Below are 15,652 nucleotides of genomic sequence, written 5' to 3' on the forward strand. Positions count from 1 at the left end.
GCGCAATGAATGCGCACCCTACGGTTGGTCGTGTGGCGATATCCCCGACACCGGCAAAGCCACAGATGTTCCTCTGTCCCATGCGCCTGAAGGCGCATAGCCCCTTCCTTCCCCCCATGGGAAGGGGCTTTCGGCGGGACGAGTGTTAGGGTGTGCATTATCAGTTAATCAGACAGGACGCAAAAAATGACGACCGTCTTTGTCTGCAACGCGCAAAAACCGGTCAGTTTCTGCTGCCCACTCTGCACAGGTCTTATCTAGTCTCCACATATCGCCCTCAGCATCAACGATACCAACTGGTACGTTACCGCCGTCGTAGAGTGAACTCAGCAACATAACCAAGGCTTCAAAGCAATTTTGTCTTGCCGAATTCTTCGGATATTTTTTCTCGCTCGTCATTATCTGCCAATTGTGGTTGGGTGCCCACTTTGCCAGAGGCGCAGAACCTCTTTTTCCTGCTTCTTCGCCATAGAACTCAAAGAGAATCTGGTTTTCTTCGAAGCAAACGGCAATTGACTGTGGGTCATTGCTCTTGGACTTATTCACACGAATTGACCAACCGTTCGCTACCTCAAACATCCAACTCCTCCACAAACCGCGCGTTCTCCTGAATGTACTCAAACCGCAGTTCCGGCTTCTTCCCCATCAGCCGCTCCACCAGATCCCCGGTCTCCCCCGGCGTATCCTCATCCACCGTCACCCGGATCAATTTCCGCGTCGCAGGATCCATCGTGGTCTCTTTCAAATCCTTCGCATCCATCTCCCCCAGCCCCTTGAAGCGCTGCAGGTCGATCTTGCCTCTCGAATTGGCACCGAGACCACGTTCCATCCAATAGTCCTTCTCCTTATCGTCCGCCACGTAGCGTCGTAGAGCCCCCTGCGTCAGCCGGTACAAAGGCGGACACGCCAAATACAGGTGCCCGTGGTCAATCAAGGGCCGCATCTGGGTAAAGAAGAACGTCATCAGCAACGACGCGATATGCGCCCCGTCCACATCCGCATCCGTCATGATGATGATTTTGTCATAGCGCAGGTCGTCGAGGTTGAATTTGGTCCCCATCCCCACGCCCAAAGCCTCGCACAGGTCGCTGATCTCCGCGTTGGTGTTCAGCTTGCCCGACGCCGCCCCAAGCACGTTCAAAATCTTGCCCTTCAGCGGCAACAGCGCCTGCGTCTTGCGATCCCGCGCGCCCTTGCCGGACCCGCCCGCGGAATCCCCCTCCACGATGAACAACTCCGTCCCTTCGCGGTCCTTGGACGTGCAATCGGTCAGCTTGCCGGGCAGGCGCAGTTTCTTCGTCGCGGACTTGCGCGCCGTTTCCTTCTCCTGCCGCCTGCGCATCCGCTCTTCCGCACGCAGCACCAGAAAATCTAGGATCGCGCCTGCGGATTTGGTATCCGCCGCCAACCAGTTGTCAAAGTGGTCGCGCACAGCACCTTCGGTCATCTTCTGTGCTGACTCGGTCGAAAGACGATCCTTGGTCTGCCCCACAAAGGCCGGATCCGCGATAAAGCACGACACCAAGGCACAGCCGCCCGACATCAAATCCTCCCGCGTAATCTGCCCCGCCTTGCGGTTGTTCGACAACTCGCCATAGGCCTTGATCCCCTTCAGGATCGCCGCCCAGAACCCGGCCACATGCGTGCCGCCTTCGGGCGTGGGCACGGTGTTGCAGTAGGACTGAATGAACCCGTCGCGCGACGGCGTCCAGTTGATCGCCCATTCGACCTTGCCGGTGGTGCCGAACTTTTCCTGAAAATCCACGCTGCCAGAAAACGCCGCATCGGCATAGGTCGTGGCCCCGCTCAGGGTCTCGGTCAGGTACTCCGACAGGCCGCCGGGGAAATGGAACGTCGCCTCCTGCGGTGTGTCGGCATCGGCAATCTCCGATTTCCAGCGGATTTCAACGCCTGAAAACAGGTACGCCTTCGACTTCACCGACTTGTACAAAAGCGCAGGCCGGAACCGGTGGCTGCCAAAAATCTCTTCGTCCGCGTGAAAGGTCACGGTGGTGCCGCGCCGGTTTGGGGCTGCGCCGACGTTCTCCAGCTTGCCCAAAGGCACCCCGCGCGAAAACCGCTGCTCATAGACCTGCCGGTCCCGCGCGACCTGAACGACCATGCTGTCGGACAGCGCGTTCACCACCGACGATCCAACCCCGTTCAGACCGCCCGAGGTCTGGTACGCCTTGCCCGAAAACTTGCCCCCCGCGTGCAGCGTACACAGGATCACCTCCAGCGCGGATTTGTCCGGAAACTTCGGGTGTGGATCAATCGGAATACCACGCCCGTTGTCACGGATGGTGATGGCATAATCGGCGTGCAATTCCACCTCGATCCGGTTGGCATGCCCCGCCACCGCTTCGTCCATGGAATTGTCCAGCACTTCGGCCACCATATGGTGCAACGCGCGTTCATCCGTGCCGCCGATGTACATGCCGGGGCGCAGGCGCACGGCTTCCAGCCCCTCCAGCACCTCGATGGAGGACGCGTCGTATTTCTGCGGCTCTGAGGACGCGTCGGACAGGAGATCATTCATGAATGCGGGGCCTGTGATTGTTGCTTTTGTTAAGCGCGGAGTATGCCAGAGCGGGCAGGGTGGGGGAAGGGCAGATCATCGGTCGAAAGGGGCTTTCCTTTTGCGCCGCATATCATATCTAGCGCCCTGTACCGCCAGTGAGGCCCCGATGACCGATCAGACCCCGCCCCCCGACGTGCCGACCCTGCGCAGCCTGCCCAACTGGCGCTACATGCTGCAGGAATGTGACGAACTTTACCGCTACCTGCCTGCAGGCGGCAGCGAACGCATCCGTGGCCACCAGCGCAAGGTGCGCGAAGCCATCAGCCGTCTGCTGAAGCGCAACGGGGAGGTGCGGGTGCAGCCGCCTGCGGGAAAACCCGTCACCGCCCATCTGCGCCGCGCGCTGGACGAAGGGCGGCAGGGTGTTCTGGCCCCCGCCGCCCGCGCGCTGGATGCCGTGGCCCCCTGTCTCAGCTGGCAATACGGCTATGAAAAAGTGCCCAAGGGGCTTCAGAACACATTCGCCTACGCCGAACTTGCAGGCGCCCACGGCCCAGTGATGAGCGATGAGATCATCCTCGGCGTCGTGCTTTTTGCCCCCGGCTGCACCTATCCCGCCCATGCCCACAAGGGGATCACGGAAAGCTATGTCTGCTTGTCCGGCGCGGTGTCGGAGAACCACCAAGGCGTCTATGTCCCCGGCTCGATGATCTTCAACCCGCCCGATCACCTGCACCGCATCACTGTGGGGGACCGCGAACCCGCGCTGCTGATCTACGCGTGGATCGGCGACAAGGCGGACCTGCACGACCAGAAGATGGTGTTTACCCGGTCACGCAAGTAATCAAACCGCAACCTTCCGGCGCAGCCACGCGGCAAGGTCTTCCTCATCCATGCGCCTTTGCGCAACTTCGCGAATAAGGTCGCCCGCTTCGATGGTTTCGTGTTCGATACGGATCCCGTTCATGTACAGGCAGACGATCATCGTCTTGTAGGCCGTGCGTTTGTTGGCGTCATTGAAAACATGACCCGTCGCCACCGCCACACAATACGCCGCAGCAAGGTCAAACGGGTCATTGATCATCCCGTAGACGAGACGGTTATCGACCCGCGCCAAAGCCCCATCCAAGGACTTGTCGCCAGCCATGCCCTGCAATTCACCGGGGTTCAGTACCGCGTCGTGGATAGTATCCACCAAGCCGACGTCCAAAAGGCGATAGGTCATTTGTATTTGAGGTAATCAAGTACAGGCTGGGTCTGGGCGCGGGTCTTCTCAATCGCCTCCATCACCTCATCCAGCGTCGCAACCCGTGGCTCTTCCTGCAGCGTCGCCTCGGCAGGCACGAAATACCCCACACACTTTGAATTCTTCATGATCGCCACCGGCTTCCCGCCGGAGCGTTCCAACACCTTATGCGGCTCGCGCATTTCGGTCATGGTGGCGATGTGCTTGGCAAAGATACGTGTCATGGCGTGGGCTCCAAATTAGACATCTTAGTATACACATAAATATGCATTCTTCAAGGTTGCACTCCGCCAACCCGCGCCGCACCCTGCACCAAACCATGCAAAGGACGCCCCAATGGCCTGGATCAGAACCATCCCCTTCGACGCCGCCACGGGTAAACTGCGCGACCTATACAAGCGCGTGACGGGTCCGGACAACAACGTCGACAACATCATGATGATGCACTCCCTGCGCCCCCACACGATGGAGGCGCATATGGCGGTCTACAAATACGTCCTGCACCACCGCGACAACACCATTCCCAAATGGTTTCTTGAAGCCATCGGCGTCTGGGTGTCCCACCTCAACACCTGCACCTACTGCGTCGAACACCATTTCGCCGGAATGAAGCGTCTGCTGAAGGACGACACGCGCAGCGATGCCCTTCGCACCGCCATCGCCTCGGGCGACGTCCCTGCCATGCCCCTCGACGCACGCCAGCAGGCCGCCATGCGCTATGCTCAGCGGTTGACCGAAACACCGGGCGACATGGCACAATCAGATGTGGAGGCGCTGCGCATGGCCGGATGGGACGACGGCGAAATCCTGGAGATCAACCAGGTCACGGCGTATTTCTGCTACGCCAACCGCACGGTCCTTGGCCTTGGCTGCTCTACCGATGGGGACATCATCGGCCTCAGCCCCGGCAACAACGACGACCCCGACGACTGGAACCACCGCTAAGCCCAGACGCAACAGGTACGCTTATGCGCCCACGCCGCCCCTCTTTTTGGCCTTAAATACCGTCGTGCAACGCCGGCCCCACACGCCACAGCCGCGTTCAACCCCGCGCGTCCACCCAGTCCAGGATCACCTTTGCCACCTTTTCAGGCTGCTGGTGATGCAACCAATGATCCGCGCCGGGTATCTCCACCCGTGTCAGATCAGCGACAAAATCCTCCAACCCCGCTGTGGCCTCGGGCAGCAACGCCCGGTCCTCCGCCCCCCAGACCAGCAGATGCGGACAGCGTACCTGCAAACGGTTCACGGGCAGTTCGGGTACATCCGCCACAGGCTCCCCCGGTCGCGCCAAAACCAAGGGAGAGGCGCGGTACCAGTTGATCATGCCGCGCAGCCGCCCCTCGCGCGCCCATTCCGTCAGATAGGCCGCCCGCGTCGCACCGCTGAGCCAACTGAGATCCATGTTCGCCGAAAACAGCGACAGCAGCTTGGCATATCCATCCGCCGCAAACCGCGCTTCCGATCCTTCCGCCCGCAACACGTGGATATATTGTGATGCCGCCGTCTGCGCGCCCCCTGCCGCCAAGGCCCGTTGGAACGGCACGGGATGCACGCCGTTCATGATGATCAGCCGATCCACCAATGCGGGATGAAACATCGCCAGGCCGTAAGCCACCGCCGCGCCCCAGTCGTGGCCCAGAACCGTGACCGGCCCCTCGCCAATCAGCGCCGCCATATCTCCCACCAGCTTGCCGGCGGCATATTCCGACACCGCGGCCGGTGCCCAGCTTTGGCCGTACCCCCGCTGGTCAGGTGCGATGCAATGAAACCGTTCGGCCAGCAGCGGGGCTAGGTCTGCCCACGCGCCGCCATACTCCGGAAAGCCATGCAGCAACAACAACCGAGGCAGGCGTGCGTCCCCCCAGCGGCGGACATGGAACGGCTTGCCGCCCAGCAGGATCGTTTCAGATGTCATCGCGGTCATGGGGTCCTCCGCCGCGCAACCTGACCCGCCGCGCGCAGCAGCGCAAGCGCTACATAAGGTCAGGCAGATGAGCCTTGAGATGCGCGAAAACCGGCGCGATATGGGGCAGATGGCGCTGGTCCTCATGCACCACGAGCCATGCGGGCATCGGATAGACGATGTCCGGCAACACCCGCTCCAGCCCCAGACGCGCGGCCAGCTTTATCTGGCACAGGCCGATACCAAGCCCCGCCTGCAGATGCGCCAGCTGCGCCAGTGGATCATCGCAGCGCAGCACGATGTTGCGCGGCACCGGCAGGCCGCTGGCCAGCATCGCAGGCAGAAGCCGGTCTTCGCGGTCATCGCTGATGAACGGCGCTTCCTGCAGGGCCTCTGGCGTCCTCGGGCGATGAACGCCGGGGGCGGTAAACAGCCCGACCACCACATCAGGCAATTTTGCGGCCACCAGCGCCTGCTGGCGCGGTGCAGTAAAGCGGACCGCGATATCCGCCGCGCGCTGGTTCAGATTTTCCGCCGCATCCGTTGCCGCAATTTCGAACCGCAATCCCGGCGCATCCGACCGCAGGCGTGCCAGCAGCGGCGGCAGGACATGGGTCGCGACAACCCGCGATGCCGTCAGCCGCACGACCCCAACGGGCCTTGCCGCATCGGCTGCCGCCGCCCGGCCCAGCGCGGCGGTCTGATCCAACACGGCGCGGGCGATGGGAAGCAATTGCTGCGCCTTGGCCGTTGGCGTCAACCCGTTGACCGCGCGGGTAAAAAGCGCTGTGCCCAGTTCATCCTCAAGCGCTTCGATATGGCGGCGCACGGTGGGTTGCGCCAGCCGCAGGGCGCGCGCGGCCGCCGACAGGCTGCCGTGGGTCATCACGGCGTGAAATGCGGGAATATGTTGGGGGGAAGGGTTGCTCATCAGTTCATGTTAGCTGAGTATACAAGATTAAACACTTATGTTCAGCACCCGCATGACCCATATTGTCTCCCAAACAGGAGGCTTTGATGCGCGACACGACACACAATCCAACCCATCCCATCGCCTATACCCTTCAGGCCGAAGGTCTGGCCCTTGGCCTTGGCGCCCTCATCGCCTTTGGCATGACCGGCGGCAGCTGGTTGATGTTTGCCCTGCTGATCCTGGTGCCCGATCTGGCGATGCTGGGGTATCTGGCAGGCAAGCGGGCGGGCGCGCTCAGCTACAACCTTGCCCACAGCACCCTGATCCCGTGGGCTCTGCTTGGCCTCGCGTATTGGACGGCAAGCCCGCTGATGATCCATCTGGGGCTGATCTGGATGGCGCATATCGGGCTCGACCGCGCCATTGGCTACGGGTTGAAATACGCCAGCGGCTTCAAGGATACCCATTTGGCCCGCGTCTGAAACAGCCTCTTCCAAAGCCGACCGCCCCGGCGTAGGGGTGGTGCATGACCACCGTCCAGATGACATATCCCGGCCATTTCAGGGCCATCCTGACGCTGGGTCTGCCGCTGATTGGCGGGCATCTGGGGCAGGTGGCCATCGGCGTAACCGATACCGTCATGCTGGGCTGGTATTCGGTTGAGGCTCTGGCGGCGGTCACGCTGGCCAGCACCTATTTCTTCGTCTTCTTCATCTTCGGCTCCGGCTTTGCCGCCGCGGTCATGCCCATGGTTGCCAGCTTTGCCGCGGAGGAGGATGACGTCAGCATCCGCCGCGCGACGCGCATGGCACTGTGGCTGTCGCTGGCCTTCGGCATCGCAACCCTGCCGCTGATGATCTGGTCCGAACCCATCTTGCGCCTGCTGGGGCAGGGGGAAGCCGTCGCGGTGACCGCCGGGGCCTATCTGGCTGTTGCGGGCTGGGGCATCCTGCCCGCGCTGCTGGTGATGGTGCTCAAATCCTACCTTGCGGCGCTTGAGCGGACGCAGGTCGTCTTCTGGATCACCATCATCGCGGCCGTCGTGAACGTGCTGGCGAATTACGCCTTCATCTTCGGCAACTGGGGCGCGCCGGAACTGGGGGCGGTGGGCGCGGCCATTGCCTCGCTCTGCACCCAGATCGTGTCGCTCATTGCGGTTGTCCTCTACATCCTTGTCGTGGTCCCGCAACATCAGCTGTTTGTTCGCCTGTGGCGCAGCGATTGGCACATGCTCAAGCGGGTCTTCAACCTCGGCTGGCCCATTGGCCTCACCATCCTCAGCGAGGTGGGCCTTTTCGCCGCTTCGGCGGTGATGATGGGCTGGCTGGGCACCGTGCCCCTGGCGGCGCACGGCATCGCGGTGCAACTGACATCGCTCACGTTCATGCTGCATCTGGGCCTCAGCAATGTCGCCACCATCCGCGCGGGCAATGCCATGGGGCGGCGTGACCCGGCGCATCTGGGGCGCGGTGCGCTGGTGGTGACGGTGATGTCGGTGACCATTGCCCTGCTGACCATCACGTGGTTCATCGGCTGGCCGGAATCGCTCATCTCGCTCTTCATGCAGCGCGATGAACCGGCGCGGGCGGATATCCTCAAGGTGGGCGCCGGGCTTTTGATCATGGCGGGCCTTTTCCAACTGGTGGACGGGGCGCAGGCCATCGCCCTTGGCCTGCTGCGGGGCATGCAGGACACCCGCGTGCCGATGCTGATCGCGGCCTTCAGTTATTGGGTGATCGGCGTGCCCTGTTCATACCTGCTGGGTTTCCCGATGGGCCTCGAAGGGATCGGCGTCTGGGCGGGGCTGGGCATCGGGCTGGGTGTGGCGGCGCTGCTGCTGAACTGGCGGTTCTGGCGCGTGGCGCTGTCTGACGTGCAACAGCCGCAGACCGCCGTGGCTGAAGGATAGCGTAGACCGCAGGACGATGCCGGACCAGCCGCCGGGGAGGAGACGCTGGTCCGGTCGCGGGCGCCGGACCAAAGGCAGGCCCGACGCTCCGGTCTTGCTCAAAGGATGAAGTCGCCCTGCTGGACTTCGTTGACCCAGGTCAGGAAGATCTCCGCATCTGCCGCGCCGTTGCCATCGGCATCAATCTGCACAAGGTTGTCGGCAAACATCACCGACGCCTGTCCGCCACCGGCAAAACTGCCGTCCCCCTCGAAGCGCAAGCCGCCGTAGCTGCTCAGATCGATCCGGTCGATGCCGCTGTCGAAGCCGCGCACCTCGTCGCGGGCGGCTTCACCCACACCGCTGTCCCCGGCGTGGAAAACGAAGATGTCGGCGGCGTCGGTGTCTTCCCAATCCAGCATCAGGTCCGCGCCGGTGCCGCCGATCATGCGGTCGACGCCTTCACCGCCCGTCAGCGTGTCATTGCCTGCGTTGCCCTGCATGACGTCCTTGCCATCCTCGCCGAACAGCTCATCGTTGCCGGCCTGTCCCTTGATCAGATCAGCCCCCGTGCCGCCGATCAGCTTGTCGTCACCCGAACCGCCCAGAACGGTATCGTCGCCCGCCCCGCCAGAGGCGGTATCGCGGCCCTGACCGGCCTTCAGCATGTCCCGGCCTTCCTCGCCATAAAGCGTGTCATCCCCCTGTCCGCCGGACATGGTGTCTTCGCCCTTGCCGCCGCCCATCAGGTCGGCCCCGTCATGCCCCTTCATCAGGTCCTTGCCGTCTTCGCCGTAAATGGTGTCATTGCCAAGCCCACCCAGCAGCGTATCGGCGCCCATGCCGCCGGAAACGAAATCGTCACCCGTGCCGCCATCGACCAGGTCATTCCCCTCGTTGCCATGCACGCGGTCGTCGCCGTCCTGGCCGCGCACTGTATCGCGCCCGATGCCGCCCCCGGCGACATCATCATCGTTCCCGGCCTTGATCAGATCCTGCCCTTCCTCGCCCCAGATGGTGTCCAGACCGACGCCCCCATAGGCCTCGTCGTTGCCTGTGCCGCCGCCCAGGTTGTCGTTGCCGTCCTCGCCCATCAGTATGTCGTTGCCCTCATCGCCCCAAAGCGAATCATTGCCGCCCTCGCCGTGCATCACGTCATTGCCCAGATCGCCGCCCGCCACGTCGTTGCCTGCGCCCCCAAAGACAGTGTCGTTGCCGATCCCGGCCCAAACGCTGTCGTCTCCGCCGCCCGCTTCGAAAATCTCGTGATTGGCCTCCTCGAGGTCAAAGGAATATTGCCCCGAATGCAGTGTTTCGCTGCCGTCGGTGCCGTAGACCCGGTTTTCCCCGTTCAAAAAGTAGTTGAGCCACCCGGCAACGTCATCGACTGCCTCGTTCTCGTTGCCATCCTCGTTGCGAAACCGCCCGTCGCGGTATTCGAACCCGACATGATAGATCGCGTCAGCCACCGTATCGATGAAGTTGCGCCCCTGAAACTGATAGGCACCGCCATCACCCTGCGCGAGGTGAAATCCCGTCTCTTCGTTGCCTTCGTCATCGCCATGGCCTTCAACGAAAGTGTCGTACAGCGCGGTGTCCGCGCGGATGTAATCGGAGATGCTGCGCAATTCATCCGGCGTGATCTTGTTGTCTGCGTTAACCCCCAGTGCCGTGATGGCCGTGGTGATGACACCGTTCATAAGCTCCGCCGCCGCTGCACCGCCTTCGATGTCTGCGGGGCCGATATTGGCCTTCAGGCCCGGATCGGAACGGACAAGATCGGCAATGGCCTGCAGGCCGGGTGGTGTGACTTGTGGCATGGATTATTCCTCCAGCTGTGTTTCTTGCTTGTTGTTCTGAAGGGCAGTTCGCGCAGCGCGGCGCGCCAAATGCAAAGGCCGGCGTGCAGGCCCTTCGTAATCGGCGGTAACGCGTGATTGTGGCGCTCCGAAGGCACCATAAAACAAGAGAAACCCCGCCCGTCCAAACGGTTAGACCGGGTGCGCGGATTTTTGCTTTATTTTTTCAATGAATTGGCGGAATTTGGCGGACAGCTTCAGCATGGGGAAACACGCAGGTCCGGTTTCGCTCGCTGTTAGTCCTTCAGCAGCCTGTCGGCCTTCTTGCGCACAAGCGTGCTGCGCAAATCATGCATCGCCAGCAGCAAGGCGTCGGTCACCGCTTCAAGCTGTGCATCACTGGCCCTGGACTGCACCCATTGGGTCGTCAGGTTCATGTGATCCACCGCACGGTAGATATCGTCGATGTCGCGATGCGCCAGCACGTCGCGGCGGTTTTCCATCCAGTCACGGATGTGGCTCAGATCGTCCTCCGACAGCGTCCGGTCGCCATGGGGCTTGATCTCTCCGTTGCGGATGTTGACGACGGCGATCTGATCCATCTCGATCCGCCGCTGGCGGTTTTCGGTGTCCACGCGAAAGACGGCGGCGCCGTTGTCCTTCACCCGGAAATAGAATTCTGGCAGTTCCGAAGTCATGTCAGTCCTTCACAAAACGTGGCGATCCGCGCGCAGGCTTCCGTCAGCGCTTCGTCGGAGGTGGCATAGCTGACGCGGAAATTCGGCGACAGGCCAAAGGCCGCGCCGAACACTACCGCAACGCCGGTCTCCTCCAGCAGGGCGGTGGCAAAGGTCTCATCATCGGTGATCTTGATGCCTCCCGCCGACGTCTTGCCAATCAGCCCCGCAATCGACGGATAGACATAAAATGCGCCCTCCGGGGTCAGGCAACTGATTCCGTCGATGGCATTGAGCGCCTTTACCACCAGGTTCCGCCGGCGCACGAACAATTCATTGTGCACGGGCAGGAAATCCTGCGTCCCGTTCAGCGCCTCCACGGCTGCCCACTGGCTGATCGAACAGGGGTTGGAGGTGGATTGCGACTGCACCTTGCGCATCGCCTTGATCAGATGCGCCGGCCCTGCGGCATAACCGATACGCCAGCCGGTCATGGCATAGGCTTTGGAGACACCGTTGACGGTCAGCGTGCGGTCATAAAGGCGCGGCTCCACCTGCGCGGGCGTGCAGAACTTGAAATCGTCATAGGCAAGGTGTTCGTACATGTCATCCGTCATCACCCAGACATGGGGATGGCGCATCAGCACCTCCGTCAGTTCCTTCAATTCGTCCCACGTATATCCGGCCCCCGTGGGGTTGGACGGCGAATTGAAGATCAGCCATTTGGTCTTGTCGGTGATGGCCGCTTCCAACTGGTCCGCCGTCAGCTTGAAACCTGTCTGGATCGACGCCTCCGCAATCACGGGCGTGCCGCCGGCCAGCAGCACCATGTCGGGATAGCTGACCCAATAGGGCGCGGGGATGACCACCTCGTCCCCTTCGTTCAGCGTCGCCATCAGCGCGTTGTAAAGGACTTGTTTACCTCCACCCGACACAGTGACCTGCGATGGTTCGTAGGAAAGACCGTTGTCCCGGCTGAATTTCGCGCAGATGGCCTGCTTCAGCTCTGGAATTCCGTCAACGGCCGTGTACTTTGTCTTACCAGCGTTGATGGCTGCGATGCCTGCCGCCCGAATGTTCTCGGGCGTCGGAAAATCAGGCTCCCCTGCGCCAAGGCCGATCACATCCCGGCCCGCGGCCTTCAATTCGGCTGCCTTGGTGGTGACTGCGATCGTCGGGGACGGTTTGACGCGTGCAAGTGTCGCAGAAAGAAAATCCATGGTGGCCTCTATTTGGCAAAAGGTGCATGTGACCTTCTAGGGGTGACCCTCGCACCGTTCAAGCTTCATTGATCCCGCGGGATCAGGTTCAGGAGACTTCAGATGAATGACAACACAGACTGGTACGGCCCTGACGCGGCAACATTTGGTGACCGACTGGCCGCCGCACGGGAACAGGCCGACATGACACAAGCCGGTCTGGCCAAGCGCCTTGGTGTGCGCGTGGCCACCCTGCGCGCATGGGAAGACGACCTGTCAGAGCCGCGCGCGAACCGCCTGTCGATGCTTGCAGGGTTGCTGAATGTTTCGATGATGTGGCTGATCAACGGCGAAGGCGAAGGCCTGTCGGAGCCGGATGCGGGCGATGAACAACCCGCCGAACTGAATGGCATCCTCGCGGAAATGCGGCTTTTGCGCAGTGAAATGCACGAAAAGGCCGAATCCATGGGGCGGCTGGAAAAACGCCTGCGCCGGATCATGCAGGAACCCGCCCATGCCTGAACCGGCAGAGCATCGGGTCAAGCGGCTCGCCATGCGTTCCATGCGGCGCGGGATAAAGGAAATGGACCTGATCCTGTCGGCTTTTGCCGATCACAACCTTGCCGACATGGATGACGCCGGGCTGACGCTCTATGACCGGATGCTCAATGAAAATGACCACGATCTCTATCAATGGGTCACCGGACAGGTGGCCCCGCCTGCCCACTACAGCCCCCTGATCGACCGGATAAAGGCCCAGATTTCAACGGCCCGCACGGTTTAACCAAATATTCTGGTTTTTTGTTCAAAGTCCTCTCCGTCAACAGTTTTGGAGAGCAAGAATGAGCGTGCAGGAACGGATCGCGGCGCCGCTGCCGGACAAGGGGTTCATGAATGGCTACCTTGAAGCCCTATCACTGGTGGAGCGGTTGCACCGTCTTCTGCTGGATGTGATCAAGGATGAATTCGAACGGGTCGGCGTGCTCGAAATCAACGCGGTACAGGCGCTTTTGCTTTTCAACATCGGCGATAACGAGGTCACCGCCGGCGAATTGAAAAGCCGTGGCTATTATCAAGGCAGCAACGTCAGCTACAACCTCAAGAAGCTGGTCGAAATGGGCTACATGCATCACCAGCGGTGCGAGGTTGACCGCCGTTCGGTGCGGGTGCGCCTGACCGAACGGGGCCGCGAAATCCGTGATGTGGTTGCCGCATTGTTTGCCCGACATGCGGACGGCCTCGAAGATACCGGCGTTCTTGGCCCGACCGGGGTGTCGGATATCACCACATCGCTCAAACGGGTCGAACGCTACTGGACCGACCAGATCCGCTATATCTACTGATCAGCGGTTGATCTGCGCGGGCAGGGGCGGGACCCTTGCCTGCGAAAACACCAGCCCGTCCAACTCCCGCAACAGTTTTTGCCGCATCGCGCGGGCGTAATCGGCAAAACCGATGGCCGTCTGCACGAAGGCATCCGGGCCAAGGATCACCTCCGCCCGGTAATACGCCGACAGCGCGCTGATTTCAGACTGCCGGATGTCCCCGATGTTGGGGTCATCGACCCCCACGACCAGACCATTGATCGTGATGCCCGTTGCGTCCAGCCCGTCGCGCACCTCTCGCGGGCGCGGGCCGAGGTTCGATTTGCCGTCGCCTGACAGATCCAGCGTCCGCTTCCAGCAATCGGCCTGCCGCGCCAGAAAACGCGCCCCCACCTGCATCGCCTGCCCCAGCGCCGTGCCGGGGGTGGCCTGTCGGCGGGTGGTCTGGCGCAGGGTCTCGATCACGCCATTCAGCGCGCCGGGGCTGTCCACTTCCGACCACGGCACCAGCACAACCTGATCGGCGGGCCCGCTCCATTCAAAGACCATGATGCGCACCGGCGCTTCGGGCATCGCCAACAGCTTGCGCCGCACTTCGGGGTCATCCAGGGCCTGCGCCAGACCGCCCAATTGCAGGCGATATTCCCGCGCATCCACCGATCCCGACACATCCAGCCCCAGCGCCAGCGCCTGCCGGCATTCCGCCCCGGCAGTGCCCGACGCACATATCGCCAGGGCAAGGCACGCCGCCCGTATCATCCCGCATCATCCTGTCCACCGGGCAAGGCCCCGATGCTGGGCGGCGACAATTCCCGCTCCAGCTTGCGGCGCATGGCACGCTCGTAATCCTCGAACCCGTTGGCCACGACCATGAAGGCCCCGGGTCCATGCAGCACCTCCGCCTGGTAGAACGCCAGCAACCCGACTTCGCCTTCGAAATCAGCCGCATTCACCACCAGCCCGTTCACCGTCACATCGGCATAGGGAAATTCCTTGTAGGCAGACTGCGGCCCGAACCCATCGTTGTTCTGCCCGTCACCCGCCATATCCAACGTCTTGTGCAAACAGGGGGGCGAACGTTCCAGCAGCCGCGCGCCATAGCCAAGGGCAAAACCCATCGCGGTCGGAAATTCCGTATGGCTGCGCGTGCTGTTGGCCACCGTTTCCGCCGCCCGCACCAGCGCACCGGGGCTGTTGATCAGGGTCCAGTCAAGGATCAACTGATGCTGATAGCGCCCTGACCATTCGTAGATCGCCAGCGCCACGTGTTGATCGGCGGCAAAGAACGCCGCCTGCACTTCGGGTGACGTCAGCGCCGCCACCACGCCGCCGCGCTGCAAGGTATCCTCGCGCGGATCGACGGAGCTTGAGACATCCAACGCCAGCACCAGCGCCAGACGGCACTCCGCCACCGCCACTGCGGGCAGGGCGCACACCAAAGCCACCGCAAGGCCCGCCAGCCGCCTCATCCTGCCTGCTCCGCCGGGGCCAGCGCGCCGATCGTGGGCGGACGTACTTCGCGCTCCAGCTTCTTGCGCATCGCGCGCAGGTAATCATCGAACCCGTCCGCCACGACCATGAACGCCCCCGCCCCATGCAGGACATTGTCGCGGTAATATGCCGTCAGCCGGTCTTCGGTCTGAAATTCGGCCGCGTTGGCAACCACCAACCCGTTCACCGTAATCGCCCCGAAGGCGGGCAGGGCATAGGCCATCGCGGGGCCTGGCCCCTCGTTGTTTTCCCCGTCTCCTGCCATGTCGATCGTCTGGCCCAGACACGCGGGCGCCCGCGCCATCAGCTCCGCCCCAAAGGCCAGCGCTTCGCCCATCGCGGTGGGAAATTCGCCGTAGCTGCGGCGGCTGGCGGCAATCACATCTGCCGCGCGCTCCAGATCAGCGGGGGCTTCGATCATGGTCCAATCCAGCAAAAGCTCCTGATTATAGCGCCCGGACCATTCAAAAGCGGCAAGGGCAACCTGTTGATCCGCCGCGAAAAAAGCCGCCTGCACCTCGGGCGCGCGCAGGGCTGCGGCCATGCCGCCGCGTTGCAGGTCATCCTCGCCCGCGTCCACCGAAGACGAAATATCCAACCCCAGCAACAGCGCCAGACGGCACTGCGCCGCCGCATCACCCGCCAGCAAGGCCCCCGCCACGACACCAGCACCAAGGGCGGCGATGC

General features: G+C 62.2%; 19 protein-coding genes. 7 read left to right on the forward strand and 12 right to left on the reverse strand.

Translation table 11 applies throughout. The features are described 5' to 3' along the window. Positions 1-168: 168 nt before the first annotated feature. On the reverse strand, positions 169-579 hold the full coding sequence (locus AB4X18_RS15780; RefSeq protein ID WP_370400988.1) for a hypothetical protein: 411 nt from the start codon (positions 577-579) through the stop codon (positions 169-171). Then, the gene (gene parE / locus AB4X18_RS15785; protein WP_370400989.1) at positions 572-2,539 is read right to left on the reverse strand and encodes a DNA topoisomerase IV subunit B; all 1,968 of its coding nucleotides are present in this window, start codon (positions 2,537-2,539) and stop codon (positions 572-574) included. Before parE ends, AB4X18_RS15780 begins: the two co-directional genes overlap by 8 nt. Positions 2,540-2,687: 148 nt before the next feature. On the opposite strand from parE, the gene AB4X18_RS15790 reads away from it, so the two are divergent. After that, positions 2,688-3,365 carry a dimethylsulfonioproprionate lyase family protein gene (locus AB4X18_RS15790; RefSeq protein ID WP_370400990.1) on the forward strand — a complete coding sequence of 226 codons (678 nt, stop codon included), beginning with the start codon at positions 2,688-2,690 and terminating at the stop codon, positions 3,363-3,365. On the opposite strand, the gene AB4X18_RS15795 is transcribed toward AB4X18_RS15790, so the two are convergent. Together AB4X18_RS15795 and AB4X18_RS15800 are read right to left on the reverse strand one after the other, a co-directional pair. Then, positions 3,366-3,746, reverse strand: coding sequence for a type II toxin-antitoxin system death-on-curing family toxin (locus AB4X18_RS15795; protein WP_370400991.1), 381 nt, complete (start codon positions 3,744-3,746; stop codon positions 3,366-3,368). It abuts the gene before it with no gap. After that, positions 3,743-3,991: a hypothetical protein gene (locus AB4X18_RS15800; protein WP_370400992.1), complete on the reverse strand. Its 249-nt coding sequence runs from the start codon at positions 3,989-3,991 to the stop codon at positions 3,743-3,745. Before AB4X18_RS15800 ends, AB4X18_RS15795 begins: the two co-directional genes overlap by 4 nt. Positions 3,992-4,103: 112 nt before the next feature. Here AB4X18_RS15800 and AB4X18_RS15805 point away from each other — a divergent pair, with 112 nt between their 5' ends. Further along, positions 4,104-4,712 (forward strand): carboxymuconolactone decarboxylase family protein, encoded by a 609-nt coding sequence (locus AB4X18_RS15805; RefSeq protein WP_370400993.1) that lies wholly within the window; start codon positions 4,104-4,106, stop codon positions 4,710-4,712. Between the two features lie 97 nt (positions 4,713-4,809). Here the strand turns inward: AB4X18_RS15805 and AB4X18_RS15810 are convergent, their stop codons facing one another. Continuing rightward, the gene (locus tag AB4X18_RS15810; protein WP_370400994.1) at positions 4,810-5,694 is read right to left on the reverse strand and encodes an alpha/beta fold hydrolase; all 885 of its coding nucleotides are present in this window, start codon (positions 5,692-5,694) and stop codon (positions 4,810-4,812) included. A gap of 49 nt (positions 5,695-5,743) precedes the next feature. After that, a complete protein-coding gene (locus AB4X18_RS15815) occupies positions 5,744-6,604 on the reverse strand; it encodes a LysR family transcriptional regulator (protein ID WP_370400995.1) in 861 nt (286 codons plus the stop codon). 86 nt (positions 6,605-6,690) lie between these two features. On the opposite strand from AB4X18_RS15815, the gene AB4X18_RS15820 reads away from it, so the two are divergent. Next, positions 6,691-7,068 carry a DUF4260 domain-containing protein gene (locus AB4X18_RS15820; protein WP_370400996.1) on the forward strand — a complete coding sequence of 126 codons (378 nt, stop codon included), beginning with the start codon at positions 6,691-6,693 and terminating at the stop codon, positions 7,066-7,068. 44 nt (positions 7,069-7,112) lie between these two features. Beyond that, complete coding sequence (locus AB4X18_RS15825) at positions 7,113-8,495, forward strand: MATE family efflux transporter (RefSeq protein ID WP_370400997.1); 1,383 nt, start codon at positions 7,113-7,115, stop codon at positions 8,493-8,495. 98 nt (positions 8,496-8,593) lie between these two features. Here AB4X18_RS15825 and AB4X18_RS15830 read toward each other — a convergent pair whose 3' ends face one another. From AB4X18_RS15830 to AB4X18_RS15840, 3 genes are all read right to left on the reverse strand, one after another. Further along, positions 8,594-10,294 (reverse strand): calcium-binding protein, encoded by a 1,701-nt coding sequence (locus AB4X18_RS15830; RefSeq protein ID WP_370400998.1) that lies wholly within the window; start codon positions 10,292-10,294, stop codon positions 8,594-8,596. A gap of 275 nt (positions 10,295-10,569) precedes the next feature. Further along, on the reverse strand, positions 10,570-10,971 hold the full coding sequence (locus tag AB4X18_RS15835; RefSeq protein WP_370400999.1) for a hypothetical protein: 402 nt from the start codon (positions 10,969-10,971) through the stop codon (positions 10,570-10,572). Continuing rightward, on the reverse strand, positions 10,968-12,170 hold the full coding sequence (locus tag AB4X18_RS15840) for a pyridoxal phosphate-dependent aminotransferase (protein ID WP_432816784.1): 1,203 nt from the start codon (positions 12,168-12,170) through the stop codon (positions 10,968-10,970). The genes AB4X18_RS15835 and AB4X18_RS15840 overlap by 4 nt, the downstream gene beginning before the upstream one ends. Positions 12,171-12,272: 102 nt before the next feature. Between AB4X18_RS15840 and AB4X18_RS15845 the strand changes: the two genes are divergently transcribed. The 3 genes from AB4X18_RS15845 to AB4X18_RS15855 are packed head-to-tail and all read left to right on the forward strand — an operon-like array spanning position 12,273 to position 13,492. After that, positions 12,273-12,671, forward strand: a complete 399-nt coding sequence (locus AB4X18_RS15845) for a helix-turn-helix domain-containing protein (RefSeq protein WP_370401000.1) — start codon at positions 12,273-12,275, stop codon at positions 12,669-12,671. Next, positions 12,664-12,933, forward strand: coding sequence for a succinate dehydrogenase assembly factor 2 (locus tag AB4X18_RS15850; RefSeq protein ID WP_370401001.1), 270 nt, complete (start codon positions 12,664-12,666; stop codon positions 12,931-12,933). Before AB4X18_RS15845 ends, AB4X18_RS15850 begins: the two co-directional genes overlap by 8 nt. Before the next feature lie 58 nt (positions 12,934-12,991). Continuing rightward, the gene (locus AB4X18_RS15855; RefSeq protein WP_432816785.1) at positions 12,992-13,492 is read left to right on the forward strand and encodes a MarR family winged helix-turn-helix transcriptional regulator; all 501 of its coding nucleotides are present in this window, start codon (positions 12,992-12,994) and stop codon (positions 13,490-13,492) included. Here AB4X18_RS15855 and AB4X18_RS15860 read toward each other — a convergent pair whose 3' ends face one another. The 3 genes from AB4X18_RS15860 to AB4X18_RS15870 are packed head-to-tail and all read right to left on the reverse strand — an operon-like array spanning position 13,493 to position 15,650. Then, positions 13,493-14,233 carry a DUF1194 domain-containing protein gene (locus tag AB4X18_RS15860; RefSeq protein ID WP_432816786.1) on the reverse strand — a complete coding sequence of 247 codons (741 nt, stop codon included), beginning with the start codon at positions 14,231-14,233 and terminating at the stop codon, positions 13,493-13,495. It lies immediately after the preceding gene. Further along, entirely contained in the window at positions 14,230-14,943 is a 714-nt protein-coding gene (locus tag AB4X18_RS15865; RefSeq protein ID WP_370401004.1) for a DUF1194 domain-containing protein, read from the reverse strand. Before AB4X18_RS15865 ends, AB4X18_RS15860 begins: the two co-directional genes overlap by 4 nt. Further along, a complete protein-coding gene (locus tag AB4X18_RS15870) occupies positions 14,940-15,650 on the reverse strand; it encodes a DUF1194 domain-containing protein (RefSeq protein WP_370402646.1) in 711 nt (236 codons plus the stop codon). Before AB4X18_RS15870 ends, AB4X18_RS15865 begins: the two co-directional genes overlap by 4 nt. Between the last annotated feature and the right edge of the window lie 2 nt (positions 15,651-15,652).

The organism is Sulfitobacter rhodophyticola, from assembly GCF_041281685.2.
Lineage (GTDB): Bacteria > Pseudomonadota > Alphaproteobacteria > Rhodobacterales > Rhodobacteraceae > Sulfitobacter.